We start from the raw sequence: 14,373 nt of genomic DNA on the forward strand, positions 1-14,373 counted from the left end.
CAAACCAGGTGCTCTACCAAGCTGAGCCACTTCCCGTTATGGCGCGCCCGAGAGGAGTCGAACCCCTAACCTCTTGATCCGTAGTCAAACGCTCTATCCAATTGAGCTACGGGCGCTTATTCATGATGTTTTGTCATCGTTGTGTTTTGGCGACTCAATTATCTTATCACACTGCATTTTTAAATGCAAGCACTTTTTTATTTTTTCTTTGGTGCGGCCGAGAGGACTTGAACCTCCACGGGGTTTCCCCCACTAGGCCCTCAACCTAGCGCGTCTGCCATTCCGCCACGACCGCATAATGCGGGTGAAGGGAGTCGAACCCCCACGCCAAAGGCGCCAGATCCTAAGTCTGGTGCGTCTGCCAATTCCGCCACACCCGCGGATTATTATAAATGGTGAGCCATGAAGGACTCGAACCTTCGACCCTCTGATTAAAAGTCAGATGCTCTACCAACTGAGCTAATGGCTCGTAAATGGCTGGGCTAGCTGGATTCGAACCAGCGCATGACGGAGTCAAAGTCCGTTGCCTTACCGCTTGGCTATAGCCCATCGAAAGATATTCCTTTTTAGTGACAAAAATCATTATATCACGATTAGCAATAAAAAACAACTGCTTATTAGCAGAAGTTAAAATGGCGGTCCCGACCGGGGTCGAACCGGCGATCTCCTGCGTGACAGGCAGGCATGTTAACCACTACACCACGGGACCATTGGTTGCGGGGACAGGATTTGAACCTGCGACCTTCGGGTTATGAGCCCGACGAGCTACCGGACTGCTCCACCCCGCGACGATACTATTTATATACTTATATTTAATATATGGTGGAGGATGACGGGATCGAACCGCCGACCCCCTGCTTGTAAGGCAGGTGCTCTCCCAGCTGAGCTAATCCTCCGAAAGTGGTGACCCGTACGGGATTCGAACCCGTGTTACCGCCGTGAAAGGGCGGTGTCTTAACCACTTGACCAACGGGCCAATATGAATGGCAGAGAAGAAGGGATTCGAACCCTCGCACCGCGTTAGCGATCTACTCCCTTAGCAGGGGAGCCCCTTGAGCCACTTGGGTACTTCTCTGTATGGCTCCGCAGGTAGGACTCGAACCTACGACCGATCGGTTAACAGCCGATAGCTCTACCACTGAGCTACTGCGGAATAATAAAGACAATTTACATCTTATATAAATTCATATTATAAGTCAAGTCGCTTATACAATATCTTGTACAAACGTGACATGTTTATAATATACTGGATTGATTTTTAACTGTCAAGGTGTTTTTTTATCTCTTTTAATCTACCCTTACACTTCCCGCAAACATATCTTTTTGTATTAATTTGACGTCTTCTTACATATCGAAGAGTACATGCTATACATTCATACACATGTGTTTTAGACTCTTTTCTCACTCCCGCTATCCGCTTACAAAATCTAGGGGCTCCAACCTCCTTCAATAACTGACGAAAATCTCGATCACGATGTTGATACCCTCTTCCCATAATATGCAAATGATAATGACACAGCTCATGCTTAATAATACCAATTAGTTCTTCTTTTCCATACACTTCATAATAACGATAGTTTAATTCTATATTATGACTTCGTAACAAATACCTCCCACCAGTTGTACGTAGTCGTTTATTGAACATTGCTTTATGCAAAAAAGCCCTCCCGAAATATTGTAACGATATTTCTTCTACAAGTCTTTGAATTTCTTTTCCATCCATTTTTATTCCCCCAAAAACTAAAAATAAACTTACACTTTTCTTCTTTCTTATACATATATTAAATAGTACATATACCCATCCTCATTCAAAAAGCGCAGCTTCTATAAACCGTCTTCTCCCTCATCCGTTCATAGAACTTCGCTAACCAAACTCTTATAAGCAGTTCCCAAGATTGAGTTTTCCATTTACTTTGAATCTTTATCTTGGTCTATGGGGACTACTTGTTAGAGCCGGATTAAACAAGGAGGGATTCTTATGCCTACGTGGCTCCGAAAACAAATGCAGCGTGCATATTTTGAAAAAAACCGGTATCAAATTAAGTTACTAAATGAATGCTGGTTTTATTATAGCAAAACACATCAAAATTCCTGATAAAGTGAACGTTTAATCAGTGGGGGATGAAGCCTCCCCCACCGATTAAAATCCCACTAACCATCCGTTCACGAAAAAAGAGCAGCGCTACACCTGCTCTCTTCCCATTCTTATTCAATAGGTAACATCGATAAGGCAACACGTCCTTTTTTCATATCAACATCATCTACCCATACCTTTACAATTTGTCCAACAGAGACCACATCTAACGGGTGCTTCACAAACTGTTTGCTCAGTTTAGAAATATGCACTAAACCATCTTGTTTCACACCAATATCGACAAATGCGCCAAAGTCAACAACATTTCGAACAGTTCCTTCCAACTCCATGCCACGCTTTAAATCTTCTAATTTGAGAATGCCCTTTTTCAAAAGTGGTTTTGGCAATTCATCACGCATATCTCGTTCTGGACTAATTAAAGCGTCTATAATATCGATTAATGTCGGCTCACCAATATTCGTCTCTTGAGATAATTTAGAAAGCTCCACTCCTTCTAAACACTGTTGTAAATGTGGTTGTCCTACATCATTAATCGATAACCCTAAACTTTTTAATAGTAATTCAACATTTTTATACTGCTCTGGATGAATACCCGTTCTATCAAGTGGATTTTCACCTTCTAGTATACGTAAGAAACCAATGCATTGTTCATACGTTTTGGCACCTAGCCGTGGTATTTTCTTTAACTCTGTGCGCTTTGTAAATTTTCCATCTTCTTCACGTTTACTTACAATATTTTTCGCAACTGTTTTTGATAATCCCGAAACGTATTGCAATAACGCTACAGAAGCTGTATTCACATTCACTCCTACTTGGTTAACAGCTGTTTCCACGACAAATGTTAATGATTCATTTAATCTCTTTTGTGATACATCATGCTGATATTGTCCTACCCCAACTGATTTTGGATCAATTTTCACAAGTTCGGCAAGCGGATCTTGCAGACGTCTTCCAATCGAAACAGCACTTCTTTCCTCAACTTGAAACTCTGGAAATTCTTCACGAGCCAAATCAGAAGCTGAATATACACTAGCACCAGCTTCATTGACAATAATATAAAATACGTCTTGCTGTACTAATTGTAAAACATCTACTATAAACTCTTCCGTCTCTCTAGAAGCCGTACCATTTCCAATCGCAATCATCTGAACCTGATATTTTTCTATAATAGAAATAACTTTTGTTTTTGCATCTTCATATTTTCGAACAGGTGGATGCGGGTAAATGACATCAATATGCAGAACTTTCCCTGTATCATCTACTACCGCTAACTTACATCCTGTTCGATACGCAGGATCTACCGCTAATACTACCTTCCCTTTCATCGGTGGCTGTAATAATAAATTACGTAAATTCTCAGAAAAAATGTGAATTGCTTGCTCTTCTGCCGTTTCAGTTAATTCTTTACGAATCTCCCTTTCGATTGACGGTTGAATTAATCGCTTATATCCATCTTCAATTGCTAATTGTACATACAATGCACTTTTGGAGGATTCATCACGAATCACTTTTTTATGTAGAAAACGCACAACCTCTTCTGTTGGTGGAATAACAACAACTTTTAGTACTTCTTCCTTCTCGCCACGATTTATAGCTAACACACGATGCGGTACAATTTTTTGGATTGGCTCTTCATAACCGTAATACATCTCATATATGTTTTTTTCATCTTTCTCTTCATCTTTTACAGAGGAAGACATCATTCCTTTTTTGAAAGTAATATTGCGAATCCAACTACGATATGCAGCATCATCTGATACGATTTCTGCAATAATATCTTGAGCGCCTTGCAATGCTTCTTCGGCAGATTGTACTTCTTTCTCGATATTCACAAATCCCTTTGCCTTATCTTTTGGGTCTTCTTTTGTAAATAGAAGTAACCACTCCGCTAACGGCTCGAGTCCCTTATCCTTTGCAATTGTCGCTTTTGTTCTTCTTTTTTCTTTATAAGGACGATACAAATCTTCTACTTCTTGTAGTTTTGTTGCAGATACAATATGACGACGTAACTCTTCTGTTAATTTTCCCTTTTCATGAATCAGACGAAGAACCTCTTCTTTTCGATCTTCAAGTTGCATCATATATTGCCATCTTTCTAAGATGGTACGAATTTGCACTTCATCTAGAGAACCTGTCCATTCTTTTCGGTAACGAGCAATAAATGGAACTGTGTTACCTTCTTCTGTTAATTGAATAACATGACGAACTTGCTTTTCTGTAAAGCCTAATTCTTTCACTAGCATTTTCATTAACGCTTGTCGATTATCTACCGTTTCCATATACAACCGAAACCTCCTCTAATAAAAAAAGTTGCCCCTTAAAGAGAGCAACTTAAACTGCCGATTTAAAAATCTATTAGTCCTAAACTAATTTGCAGAGCTTCATCTACACGACTCATCATCACTTCATCTAAATGAGTGATTTTGTCCGTTAAGCGCTGTTTATCGATTGTTCGGATTTGCTCAAGCAAGATAACCGAATCCCTCTCAAACCCGTACTTTTTCGCATCAATTTCCACATGTGTGGGCAATTTTGCTTTCTGAATCTGTGCAGTAATAGCCGCCACAATCACAGTCGGACTAAAACGATTTCCGATGTCATTTTGAATGACAAGAACCGGACGAACGCCTCCTTGCTCAGAACCAACAACTGGGGAAAGGTCTGCAAAATACACGTCGCCGCGTTTTACAATCAAAATATTACCCCCCGCTAACTAAGCGTTCTACTGTATGAGCTGCTTCATACTCTGCTAAGAAAGCTTCAGATGCAATACCAAGATTAATTTTTCCCATTTCAATATACCCACGTCGCATGGATTCATGTTGGTAGCGTTTCTTCGTCTTATGTTGACGCAATAACAGTTGTGTTGCCTGGCAAATTAGTTCATGGCGATTCTTATTCTCTTGTTTTCCAATTCCGTCCAATTCCGTTACCACTTGCTTCGGCAACCGAACCACGATTTCAGTAGTTACACTTGATTCGGACACAAAAATACACCTCCACCGTCAACTACACACCCAAATATATATATGACACCTATTGTAATAATACCATTGTATGGGGCCTGTTGCAAAGACTTCCTTATTCCTTGTTTATGTTTTCCAATTCACAAACAAAACATTCACTTTCTTTTACTTTTTATCTCTTTCTAATAAGAAATGAAACGAAATTCCCATCCACGGGAGCTTCCATCACTTTTGATAACTAACAGGTAATGGCTATCGCAAAAATACTTACTTATATATCATTTAAATAATTTATGACTTCGACAACTTTACCATCTCGTATAAATATACGAGGAACTCGAAAGCTTATTGTTGTAATAATTTCATAGTTAATGGTTCCTGAATACTCCGCAACCTCAGTCGCACTAATATATTGGTCACCCTGTCTTCCGATAAGCGTTACCTTTGTTCCAAGGGAGACCTCACAAGGAAGGTGGATCATAAATTGATCCATTGTAACCCGGCCTACAATAGGAACTCTTTTCCCATTCACAAGTACTTTAAATCCTTGCAATCTTCTAAGCCAACCATCTGCATACCCAATCGGTACCGTTGCTATCCACTCTTCCGTCTTCGTCCGATAAGTGACACCATAACTAATTCCATCACCTTTAATAACTTGTTTAATATGAGCAACTCTCGTATGAAGTGAAAGAGCAGGTTCTAATTTAATCGGTAAAAAAGGGCGTATTTCTACAGAAGGTGATAATCCATACATTGCAATCCCTAGTCTAACAGCATTGAATGTAATGCCATGAAACCTCATAGCAGCTGCACTATTAGCCGCATGAATGAACTCTGGATCTACTCCAAATTCCTCAAGCCAACTTAACTGTTCCAAAAACGTATTATATTGCTTATCAAAATAATAGGTTTCCACTTCATCCGCTGTTGAAAAATGCGTATACACTCCTTCTAATTCAAAAGATGGAGCATATTTTAAGCTATGCAAAAACCCTTTAAGTTCTTTACGTTCTCGAATTCCAATTCTTCCCATACCACTATCGAAATTAATATGAAAACGTAACGGTACCGCGCTATCCCAAATTTCTACAGCTTCCTCGACCCACTCTTTTTGAAAAACAGTTAATGCCACATCATTTTCAGCAGCTACATTCACAACACGTGGTGATGAAGGACCTAATACTAAAATTGGCGCGGTAATACCTGCTCGGCGAAGTACTAATGCCTCATCCAAAAAGGCAACAGCTAGCCTTGTTGCCCCGGCCTCTAACGCAGTTCTGGCTACAGGAACATAGTCATGTCCATATGCATTCCCTTTTACTACAGCAAAAATCTCAACTCTTTCCGGAATGAGTTCTTTAATGCGCGTTACATTGTTGTAAATTGCATCCAAATTCACTTCTACCCACGTATCACGGTAAAATGATGATTCTTCCATAAAACAACACTTCCTTATATACGATATGCGAAGCTCATTCTTTTATATTCGTCTTTTTATGAAATCCATCCCTCAAAACAAGAAAAAACGTGGTGCATATACTTCACCACGTCTAAGAAGTTTATTTCTCCTGCTTTGCTGCGACAGAACGAGCTATCATTAACAGCTCATCTGATTTTAAACCTTTAGACACGAGCATATATTCCACTCCGTCATGCGACCATGTTAATGAATCTTTTGCTAGGGCACCAATTGTAAAACCAAGATCGACTAACTCTCCACTTACACTTATTGACGCTGAAGCTTCAGCAACCTTCGCTTTTTCTTGTATTAATGTAAAAGATTTCTTATTTCCAGTGTATGTGAGTATCGCACGCTTGCCACTGTCTGTCTTCAACTCTTTCTCTTCATTTAAAACCATCCCTTGCGGAGTATCACGTGGATATAGAACAGCAAATGGTTTGTCTTCTTTCACAGTTGTTTGTACATCCACTTGCGCCCTTGACATATTTTGTTTCGTATCAAATGCACCCTTATCAAATTTTGTATCAAACTTCACTTTTGAAAAATCTACTTTCACAAGAACATTTTGATCATTATCCATCAATTTTACCGAAACGGGTGCTAAATCACTTTTATTAAATTTAATTTCTTGCTTCGGTAGCATATTTTGATGGTGATAATTCGTTTTTGTCTTAAACACATAATATTTATCTGTTTTCTCAAATGAAAGATTTTTCTCATCCTGTAAGATGTCTCTTACAAGTGACTCATATAAGTAAGCCTGACTGCTATTTTGCGGCCAGTCGCTTTGAAATCGAAAACTTTTATTAAGAGCTGGTGTTAACACAAATACACCTTCATTATTTCTTAAAATGATTTGACTCTGATCTTTCTTTGTATTTTTTAAATTTACACGATAATAAGAAGGTTCTTTATGCCAAACTTCCACATTATACTCTTGTGGTTCATTTCCCGTTTTAATAGATAATTTCGCTTCTGCTTGATAACTTTTCATACCCTTAACCTTGGCTTCTAAATCTCGTACGACATCTTCTTGTTTTTTTTCCATACAACCCGCTAACACGAAAACGGTCAATAAACCGACAATAACTAAAAATAGCCGCCTTTTCATCATTTCAGCCCCTTTGCCCCTATAAATGAATGGAAGATATTTCTTCCTTATCGCTAACTCAAATATATGAGACAAAGATATAAAATATGCAGACTAGCGTGACGAGCTTTCTAAAACAACCTGGGCCACTGCAAACTCTCTACTATGACTGATTGACAGATGAACGATATGCTCCGTATTTGCAGCGAGAATCGGCTTGCCTCTATCATCATTTTTTATTTCAATATCTAAAAAGCTTACTTCTTTTCCGATACCAGTTCCAACCGCTTTAGAATACGCTTCTTTCGCTGCAAACCTTCCCGCTACAAATTCTACAAGACGATTCCCTTTTAATTCAGAAGCAACACTACGTTCCTCCTCAGTTAAAATACGCTCCATAAATTTAAGCTTTCCATCTAGCATTTTTTCAATTCGATTCAGTTCGATAATATCAATTCCAATCCCTATAATCATTTCAAAAGTCCCCTTCTTCTATTTATCTTCCTTCATTCATATTGTAAGAATAACAGAGAATCTTTCTGATGCAAAAGGAGTGAAAATATAAAATGCCAATTCCATATATGCGGACTCCCTTACAACCCGTCGTTCTCTCTTTACTTTGCTTGCAACTAATCATGATGATACTTGGAGATTTTTTCTTTCCTACTTTAGCTGCTTACAATGAATATATTTCTAAAGGTGAATGGTGGCGGTTTATAACCTCTCTATTTATACATGTAGACTTTCAGCACTTTCTTTCTAATAGCATTTGTCTATTTCTGCTCGGTCAATCTATCGAAAAACAACTAGGCAGCATTCGCTTCCCTATTTTATTTTTCGCCGCCGGCATTAGCGGCAATATTTTTTCTTATATTATTATGCCCATCGGGTATGTTCATGCCGGCGCATCAGGTGGTATTTTCGGATTACTTGGTTCACAACTTTTTCTTTTGTATAGTCGCCACCAGTCTTCTCAGCCAAAAGAATTAGTTTTCTTTTCTTCAATTATATTTCTATTACTTCTTTTCACCTTCTCTAATCCTTCCGCTAATCCTATTAGCCATTTAACTGGACTACTAATTGGTGGTATTTGCACTCCATTTTTAACAAAAGAAAAGATGGTGTAGAGCTTATTTAACATAAAAGCTCCCACCATCGACTATTTCCACCTCTGGTTTTGCACCAAGATCTCGCATTAATTGAAATAAAGACTCATCCTTCTTTTTCGCTTCAATCATACAATCTATTTGCGAAACGCTACCTTTGATTTTCTGTAACAAAGATAAAAATGTATCTGCATCAATAAAATCCGCATGAGCTCTAGGATCCTTTCCTTTTCGCGGACTAGAAATATGCATTTTGATTGGCAATAAAGACACTTTCCAAGTATTCACTACACGTTCCCAATCTTCATACCAATCCTCTTTATCGTTATTCATCATATGATGGTGCAAATCAAATACAATCGGAATTTCCAGTTTTTCACCTAAATATAACGTTTCTTTTAATGAAAAAGTCGTATCATCATTTTCTAACATAATCATTTCTTGAATACTTGCAGGAACGTTGGACCAATTTTCAATGAAATGTTCTAATGCAAGTTCTTTATCATTATATCCACCACCAACATGTAACACGCAGCGATGTCCTCGTTTTATCCCCATTCCCTTTAGCAACTTTCGGTGCATCTGAAGCGTTTTTACCGACTGTTTAAAAATATTTTCTTGCGGTGAATTTAATACAACAAAATGATCCGGGTGAAAATCGATTCTCATGTTCATCTGATGTGCAAATTCACCTAACCCTTTTAAATTCTCCTTTAAAGGACGAATATAATTCCAATCGAGCAATTCTTCATGGTTTGCTAAAGGAATTAATTTTGAGCTAAGCCGAAAAAAGGATATATCATGTCCCTTATTATGTTTTAATAACCGCAAACAATTTTCTAAATTAGAATTAGCAATTCTTTCAAGCTTATGAATCGCCGCCTCCCGATCTTTCATACGTTGAAACTGTGCATATGTCATCGTTTGAGAAGGAGATGCATTTTTCAAGTGTACACTCATCGCTACATAACCAAGTCTTACAAGCATAAAGCCCCTCTTTTCTATACAACTTATTATGTAGTATGCGCAATTACACAAATAAAAAAGGATGCCCTTTTTTTGGACATCCTCTCTTTTATTAAGCTTGTGGCTTACGGCTATGATGTTTTCTTTCACCGCGTCCATTTGAAGATCCCGGGCGACCTTGACCTTCACCTTTACGACCACGGTTACGGTTACCGTCACGATTGCGACCATCACGGTTGCGATCACGATTACGGCCGTCACCGCCACCACGCCCATCGCGACTACGGTTACGGTTACCATCACGGTATCCACTTCCGTTACCACCGCGCTTTTTAGAACCTCTTGAAACTACAGGTGGTTCTGATGTTAAAGAAATCGGTGTTGTATCTGGTTCTTTTGTCATCATTTTTAAAGCAGCTGCTACAACAGTTACAGAATCATTTTCTTCTAACATTTCTTCTGCAATACGTTTGTAGTATGATAAGTTATCATTTTCAATTGTGCTTTGAAGTTTTTCTGCGATTAAACGTTGTTGACCTTCTAACGCTTCGTCAAGTGTCGGTGCATTCATGCGGTCCATTTTACGTTTTGTTGTACGCTCGATATTTTTTAATTGTCCTGATTCACGTGGCGTTACAAATAGCATTGCAATACCTTTTTTACCAGCACGGCCAGTACGACCAATACGGTGAACGTATGATTCTGGATCTTGTGGAATATCGAAGTTGTATACGTGTGTTACACCTGAAATATCAAGGCCACGCGCTGCAACGTCTGTTGCAACAAGAACTTCAATAGAACCTTCTTTAAATTTACGCAATACAGACATACGTTTCGCTTGCGTTAAATCACCATGAATACCTTCTGCTGCATAACCGCGTAAGTTTAATGCTTCTGATAACTCATCCACACGACGCTTTGTGCGACCAAATACGATTGCAAGCTCTGGAGATTGAATATCTAATAAGCGTGTTAACACGTCAAACTTTTTCTTTTCTTGCACTTCTAAATAGAATTGCTGAATGTTTGGCATTGTTACTTCTTTTGCTTTTACTTTAATGTGCTGAGGCTCAGTCATGAAACGCTCAGCAATACGACGGATTGGATCTGGCATTGTTGCTGAGAATAATAATGTTTGATGTGTTTCTGGCACATCTGTTAAAATCGCTTCAATATCTTCAATGAAGCCCATGTTTAACATTTCATCTGCTTCGTCAAGAACAACAGTTTCTACGTTTTGTAGACGAAGTGTCTTACGGTTAATATGATCTAAAATACGACCCGGCGTACCAACAATAATGTGTGGGTGTTTTTTTAGAGCACGAATTTGGCGGTTAATATCTTGGCCACCATAGATTGGTAAAATACGAACACGTTTATGTTTACCAATTTTGTAAAGTTCTTCTCCAACTTGAATTGCTAATTCACGCGTTGGCGCGATAACAATACCTTGAACTGATTCTTTATGTGTATCCACTTTGTCTAATAGTGGTAATCCGAATGCTGCTGTTTTCCCTGTACCTGTTTGTGCTTGCCCAATAATGTCTTTACCTTGCAATGCATGTGGAATTGTTTCAGCTTGAATTGGCGTAGCCTCTTCAAAGCCCATACTTTCAACAGATTGCAGTAAAGAATCACTTAATCCTAATTCTCGAAATGTTGTCAATGTTACTTCTCCTTTTCTATCCTATACTTATCATTTAAAAAAAGGCGTTTTCCGAATTTGCGGAAAAGCCCTTTTCCTGAATGCTCACGTATATAAACGGGCGTATATTCTTCGCGAAAATACTTCTAAACGTTATTACACTTTATCAATTATAAGTTTTGTATGTGCAAAAAGCAAACCCAACTGTTACCTTATTTCATATAAAGAGCTTTTTTCTTCACTTTTATTTTTTATTTTTTTACTGTAAGCGCTTATTAGCAGTTTCCGCTATTTTTGTATCTGTCATCCCTATTTACATGCACCAATTATTTCAACATCGTAATGACTTCTTCCAATTTCATTCCACGAGATGCTTTTACTAATACAACATCTTTCATATCAACAACAGCCTTTAAATCTTTCACAAGCTCTTCTTTATTATCATATGCTTTCACACGCTCATTAGAAAAGTTAATTTTTGCTCCTTCAGCAATTTGTGCTCCTAGTTTACCGTACGTAAATATATAGGAAATTCGCGCAGGGTCAATTAACTTACCCACTTCATAGTGAAATTGTACTTCTTGATCACCAAGCTCTAACATATCCCCAAGAACAACAATTTTTTTCGAAAATCCATCTAAACCATTCATTAAATGGAATGCTGCTTCCATTGCTGTTGGACTTGCATTATATGCGTCATTAATAATCGTTAATCCACTATCTGTTTTTACAATTTCCATACGCATACCTGTCATTTTGAGTGTTAGTAGGCCTTGCTTCATCTCTTCCCACGTTACACCAAAATATTTCGCAATTGCCATTGATGCCAATGTATTATATACATTATGTTTTCCAAGAACCGGTAGAGAAAATGTAACATTTTCTGCCTGGTTCATCTTGAAATGAGTGCCAGTCGCCTGTAATGTTACAGAGGTTGGATAATAATCATTCGCTCTCGCATCACCAAACGTAACAGTTTCTGCTGCTAAATTCATCTTTGGAACACGATTTGTTAAAAGCGGCTCATCCCCATTGTATACAAAAACTCCACCATCTTGTAATCCTGTAACGATTTCGAGTTTCGCCTCAGCAATCGCATCGCGGGATCCTAAATCCATTAAATGCGCTTCTCCAATATTTGTAATGATTGCAGCGTTCGGGCGAGCCAACTTAGATAAAAATTCAATTTCACCCAGGCTAGACATTCCCATCTCTAATACAGCCATTTCTGTATTTTCTTCTAGATTTAAAATAGTAAGCGGCAAACCGATATGGTTATTAAAGTTACCCTCTGTTTTTTGAACCTTAAATTTGGTTGCAAGGAGGCTTGTCACAATATCTTTCGTAGACGTTTTGCCGTTACTTCCTGTTACACCTATAACTTTTACATCTAACTGATCACGGTAGCTTTTTGCTAATGTTTGCAGCGCTTCTAATGTATCTTCTACAAAAATCACCGGTATATTCGTAGGTGGATTTTGTACATCCTTTTTCCAAAGCGTAGCTACAGCACCATTTTCAATTGCTTTATCTACAAAATTATGACCATCAAAGCGATTACCTTGAATCGGAACATATAAGTTACCTTTTTCTATTTTTCGTGTATCAATTGATACGCCTTGTATAGTCATTTCGCTATATTGTTCTACTAAGCCGGCACCACTTACCATTTGTTCTACTTGTTTTAACATTCGCTTTATCATAAAAACACTCCTTACATAGATGAAGCACTATTCTCTTGAATAGTGCTTCCCCCTTTTTGTTAGATTGTATATTTAATTTTTTGCTTTTCTTCGTGACGCTCAATCGCCAACTGAATTAATTCTTCAATTAACTCCGGATACGGCAAGCCCGTGTGTTGCCATAGCAGCGGGAACATACTAAATGGCGTAAATCCTGGCATTGTATTTACTTCATTAATATATACTTCTCCGCCTTTCGTTAAGAAGAAATCCGCTCTTGTTAATCCAGCACCATCTAAAGATTGGAATGCACGAATTGCATCTCTTTGAATCGTTGCCGACTCTTCTTCTGTAATTTCAGCTGGAATAATTAATGCCGTATCACCATCAATGTATTTTGATTTATAATCATAAAACTCTTTCTTCGGTACAATTTCACCGACAACAGAGTATTTTGGCTCATCATTACCTAAAACGCCAACTTCCACTTCACGACCTACAATATTTTCTTCTACAATAATCTTGCGGTCAAATTGGAACGCTTCTTCAAATGCTTTTTCTAATTCTTCACGATCTTTACATTTATTGATACCAACACTTGATCCAAGGTTTGCTGGTTTAACAAAGCATGGGTAGCCTAATACTTCTTCTACCTTTTCATAAGCAGCTTGAGGGTTTTTCTCCCATACACTGCGAATGCAAGATGCGTACTTCGCTTGTTTTAATCCAGCTTCCGCAAAGATATTTTTCATAACAACTTTATCCATACCAGCAGCTGATGCTAACACACCATTCCCAACGTATGGAATATTCATTAATTCTAACAACCCTTGTACCGTTCCATCTTCACCATTTGGTCCGTGTAACAATGGGAAAATAACATCAATCGCCTCTTCTTGCTTAGAAGAAGACGGGATAATTTCTGTACTTAATGATACTGGAGAAATTGCATTTTCCTCTCCATTCATTTGTAAAGCTTGCACGCTTGTTACTTCACCTTCAATGCGTTCACCACGCATCCATTGTCCTTGCTCTGTAATATAAATCGGATGAATCTCGAATTTTTCTTGATTTAATGCTTTTATAGCAGCAAGAGCTGTTTGTAATGAAACTTGATGCTCTGCTGATTTTCCACCATATAATAAACCTAATTTAATTTTCGTCAATGAAATCACCCTAACCAATTGTTTTCATTTTTCTATTTTAGCACTTTTTATAAAAATAGACAGTTCCTATTTAAAATAAAGTGAAACTTTTCTCAACAGGGATCTTACTGCCTACAAATAGAGAAATAAATGACAGAACGGTTTCACCAATTGCATTTTTATGAAAAGTTATTCTAGATTCATATCCTTTCC

At 38.1% G+C, this 14,373-nt stretch carries 13 protein-coding genes and 11 tRNA genes; 2 read left to right on the forward strand and 22 right to left on the reverse strand.

Annotation, left to right across the window (positions count from 1 at the left end):
- Positions 1-39: 39 nt before the first annotated feature.
- The 12 genes from Y7E_RS0126465 to Y7E_RS0126520 form a co-directional block, all read right to left on the reverse strand.
- Positions 40-116, reverse strand: a tRNA-Arg gene (locus tag Y7E_RS0126465).
- A gap of 93 nt (positions 117-209) precedes the next feature.
- Positions 210-295, reverse strand: a tRNA-Leu gene (locus Y7E_RS0126470).
- Between the two features lie 4 nt (positions 296-299).
- Positions 300-380, reverse strand: a tRNA-Leu gene (locus tag Y7E_RS0126475).
- A gap of 13 nt (positions 381-393) precedes the next feature.
- A tRNA-Lys gene (locus tag Y7E_RS0126480) sits at positions 394-469 on the reverse strand.
- Between the two features lie 5 nt (positions 470-474).
- A tRNA-Gln gene (locus tag Y7E_RS0126485) sits at positions 475-549 on the reverse strand.
- 84 nt (positions 550-633) lie between these two features.
- Positions 634-709 (reverse strand) — tRNA-Asp (locus Y7E_RS0126490).
- Between the two features lie 2 nt (positions 710-711).
- Positions 712-788, reverse strand: a tRNA-Met gene (locus tag Y7E_RS0126495).
- 32 nt (positions 789-820) lie between these two features.
- Positions 821-896: transfer RNA gene (locus Y7E_RS0126500), tRNA-Val, on the reverse strand.
- Positions 897-901: 5 nt separating this feature from the next.
- Positions 902-976, reverse strand: a tRNA-Glu gene (locus Y7E_RS0126505).
- Positions 977-984: 8 nt separating this feature from the next.
- A tRNA-Ser gene (locus tag Y7E_RS0126510) sits at positions 985-1,075 on the reverse strand.
- A gap of 3 nt (positions 1,076-1,078) precedes the next feature.
- Positions 1,079-1,153 (reverse strand) — tRNA-Asn (locus tag Y7E_RS0126515).
- Positions 1,154-1,258: 105 nt separating this feature from the next.
- The gene (locus Y7E_RS0126520; RefSeq protein WP_017154226.1) at positions 1,259-1,723 is read right to left on the reverse strand and encodes a SprT family protein; all 465 of its coding nucleotides are present in this window, start codon (positions 1,721-1,723) and stop codon (positions 1,259-1,261) included.
- A gap of 255 nt (positions 1,724-1,978) precedes the next feature.
- On the opposite strand from Y7E_RS0126520, the gene cmpA reads away from it, so the two are divergent.
- Positions 1,979-2,095, forward strand: coding sequence for a cortex morphogenetic protein CmpA (cmpA, locus tag Y7E_RS33000; protein ID WP_017154227.1), 117 nt, complete (start codon positions 1,979-1,981; stop codon positions 2,093-2,095).
- A gap of 110 nt (positions 2,096-2,205) precedes the next feature.
- On the opposite strand, the gene Y7E_RS0126530 is transcribed toward cmpA, so the two are convergent.
- The 6 genes from Y7E_RS0126530 to acpS form a co-directional block, all read right to left on the reverse strand.
- Positions 2,206-4,374, reverse strand: coding sequence for a Tex family protein (locus Y7E_RS0126530; RefSeq protein ID WP_017154228.1), 2,169 nt, complete (start codon positions 4,372-4,374; stop codon positions 2,206-2,208).
- Positions 4,375-4,439: 65 nt separating this feature from the next.
- Positions 4,440-4,790, reverse strand: coding sequence for a type II toxin-antitoxin system endoribonuclease NdoA (ndoA, locus tag Y7E_RS0126535; RefSeq protein WP_000635965.1), 351 nt, complete (start codon positions 4,788-4,790; stop codon positions 4,440-4,442).
- 4 nt (positions 4,791-4,794) lie between these two features.
- Positions 4,795-5,082, reverse strand: a complete 288-nt coding sequence (locus tag Y7E_RS0126540; protein WP_000004571.1) for an antitoxin EndoAI — start codon at positions 5,080-5,082, stop codon at positions 4,795-4,797.
- 250 nt (positions 5,083-5,332) lie between these two features.
- On the reverse strand, positions 5,333-6,502 hold the full coding sequence (gene alr / locus Y7E_RS0126545; RefSeq protein WP_017154229.1) for an alanine racemase: 1,170 nt from the start codon (positions 6,500-6,502) through the stop codon (positions 5,333-5,335).
- 121 nt (positions 6,503-6,623) lie between these two features.
- Positions 6,624-7,574, reverse strand: coding sequence for a LolA family protein (locus tag Y7E_RS0126550; RefSeq protein WP_026049361.1), 951 nt, complete (start codon positions 7,572-7,574; stop codon positions 6,624-6,626).
- Positions 7,575-7,730: 156 nt separating this feature from the next.
- Positions 7,731-8,090, reverse strand: a complete 360-nt coding sequence (gene acpS, locus Y7E_RS0126555) for a holo-ACP synthase (protein WP_017154231.1) — start codon at positions 8,088-8,090, stop codon at positions 7,731-7,733.
- Positions 8,091-8,182: 92 nt separating this feature from the next.
- Here acpS and Y7E_RS0126560 point away from each other — a divergent pair, with 92 nt between their 5' ends.
- Positions 8,183-8,743 carry a rhomboid family intramembrane serine protease gene (locus tag Y7E_RS0126560; protein ID WP_017154232.1) on the forward strand — a complete coding sequence of 187 codons (561 nt, stop codon included), beginning with the start codon at positions 8,183-8,185 and terminating at the stop codon, positions 8,741-8,743.
- A gap of 3 nt (positions 8,744-8,746) precedes the next feature.
- On the opposite strand, the gene uvsE is transcribed toward Y7E_RS0126560, so the two are convergent.
- From uvsE to Y7E_RS0126580, 4 genes are all read right to left on the reverse strand, one after another.
- Positions 8,747-9,709, reverse strand: coding sequence for a UV DNA damage repair endonuclease UvsE (gene uvsE, locus Y7E_RS0126565; protein ID WP_017154233.1), 963 nt, complete (start codon positions 9,707-9,709; stop codon positions 8,747-8,749).
- 91 nt (positions 9,710-9,800) lie between these two features.
- Positions 9,801-11,354 (reverse strand): degradosome RNA helicase CshA, encoded by a 1,554-nt coding sequence (gene cshA, locus Y7E_RS0126570; RefSeq protein WP_017154234.1) that lies wholly within the window; start codon positions 11,352-11,354, stop codon positions 9,801-9,803.
- Positions 11,355-11,659: 305 nt separating this feature from the next.
- Positions 11,660-13,036 carry a UDP-N-acetylmuramoyl-tripeptide--D-alanyl-D-alanine ligase gene (locus tag Y7E_RS0126575; protein WP_017154235.1) on the reverse strand — a complete coding sequence of 459 codons (1,377 nt, stop codon included), beginning with the start codon at positions 13,034-13,036 and terminating at the stop codon, positions 11,660-11,662.
- A gap of 59 nt (positions 13,037-13,095) precedes the next feature.
- Complete coding sequence (locus Y7E_RS0126580; RefSeq protein ID WP_017154236.1) at positions 13,096-14,181, reverse strand: D-alanine--D-alanine ligase; 1,086 nt, start codon at positions 14,179-14,181, stop codon at positions 13,096-13,098.
- Positions 14,182-14,373: the final 192 nt, after the last annotated feature.

Source organism: Bacillus bingmayongensis (assembly GCF_000299035.1).
Classification (GTDB): Bacteria; Bacillota; Bacilli; order Bacillales; family Bacillaceae_G; genus Bacillus_A; species Bacillus_A bingmayongensis.

Bases quoted from the DNA above. Each gene is read 5' to 3' on its own strand.
- Y7E_RS0126520 (WP_017154226.1), bottom strand. From the start codon at position 1,723: ATGGATGGAAAAGAAATTCAAAGACTTGTAGAAGAAATATCGTTACAA.
- cmpA (WP_017154227.1), top strand. From the start codon at position 1,979: ATGCCTACGTGGCTCCGAAAACAAATGCAGCGTGCATATTTTGAAAAA.
- Y7E_RS0126530 (WP_017154228.1), bottom strand. From the start codon at position 4,374: ATGGAAACGGTAGATAATCGACAAGCGTTAATGAAAATGCTAGTGAAA.
- alr (WP_017154229.1), bottom strand. From the start codon at position 6,502: ATGGAAGAATCATCATTTTACCGTGATACGTGGGTAGAAGTGAATTTG.
- Y7E_RS0126550 (WP_026049361.1), bottom strand. From the start codon at position 7,574: ATGGAAAAAAAACAAGAAGATGTCGTACGAGATTTAGAAGCCAAGGTT.
- acpS (WP_017154231.1), bottom strand. From the start codon at position 8,090: ATGATTATAGGGATTGGAATTGATATTATCGAACTGAATCGAATTGAA.
- Y7E_RS0126560 (WP_017154232.1), top strand. From the start codon at position 8,183: ATGCCAATTCCATATATGCGGACTCCCTTACAACCCGTCGTTCTCTCT.
- uvsE (WP_017154233.1), bottom strand. From the start codon at position 9,709: ATGCTTGTAAGACTTGGTTATGTAGCGATGAGTGTACACTTGAAAAAT.
- Y7E_RS0126575 (WP_017154235.1), bottom strand. From the start codon at position 13,036: ATGATAAAGCGAATGTTAAAACAAGTAGAACAAATGGTAAGTGGTGCC.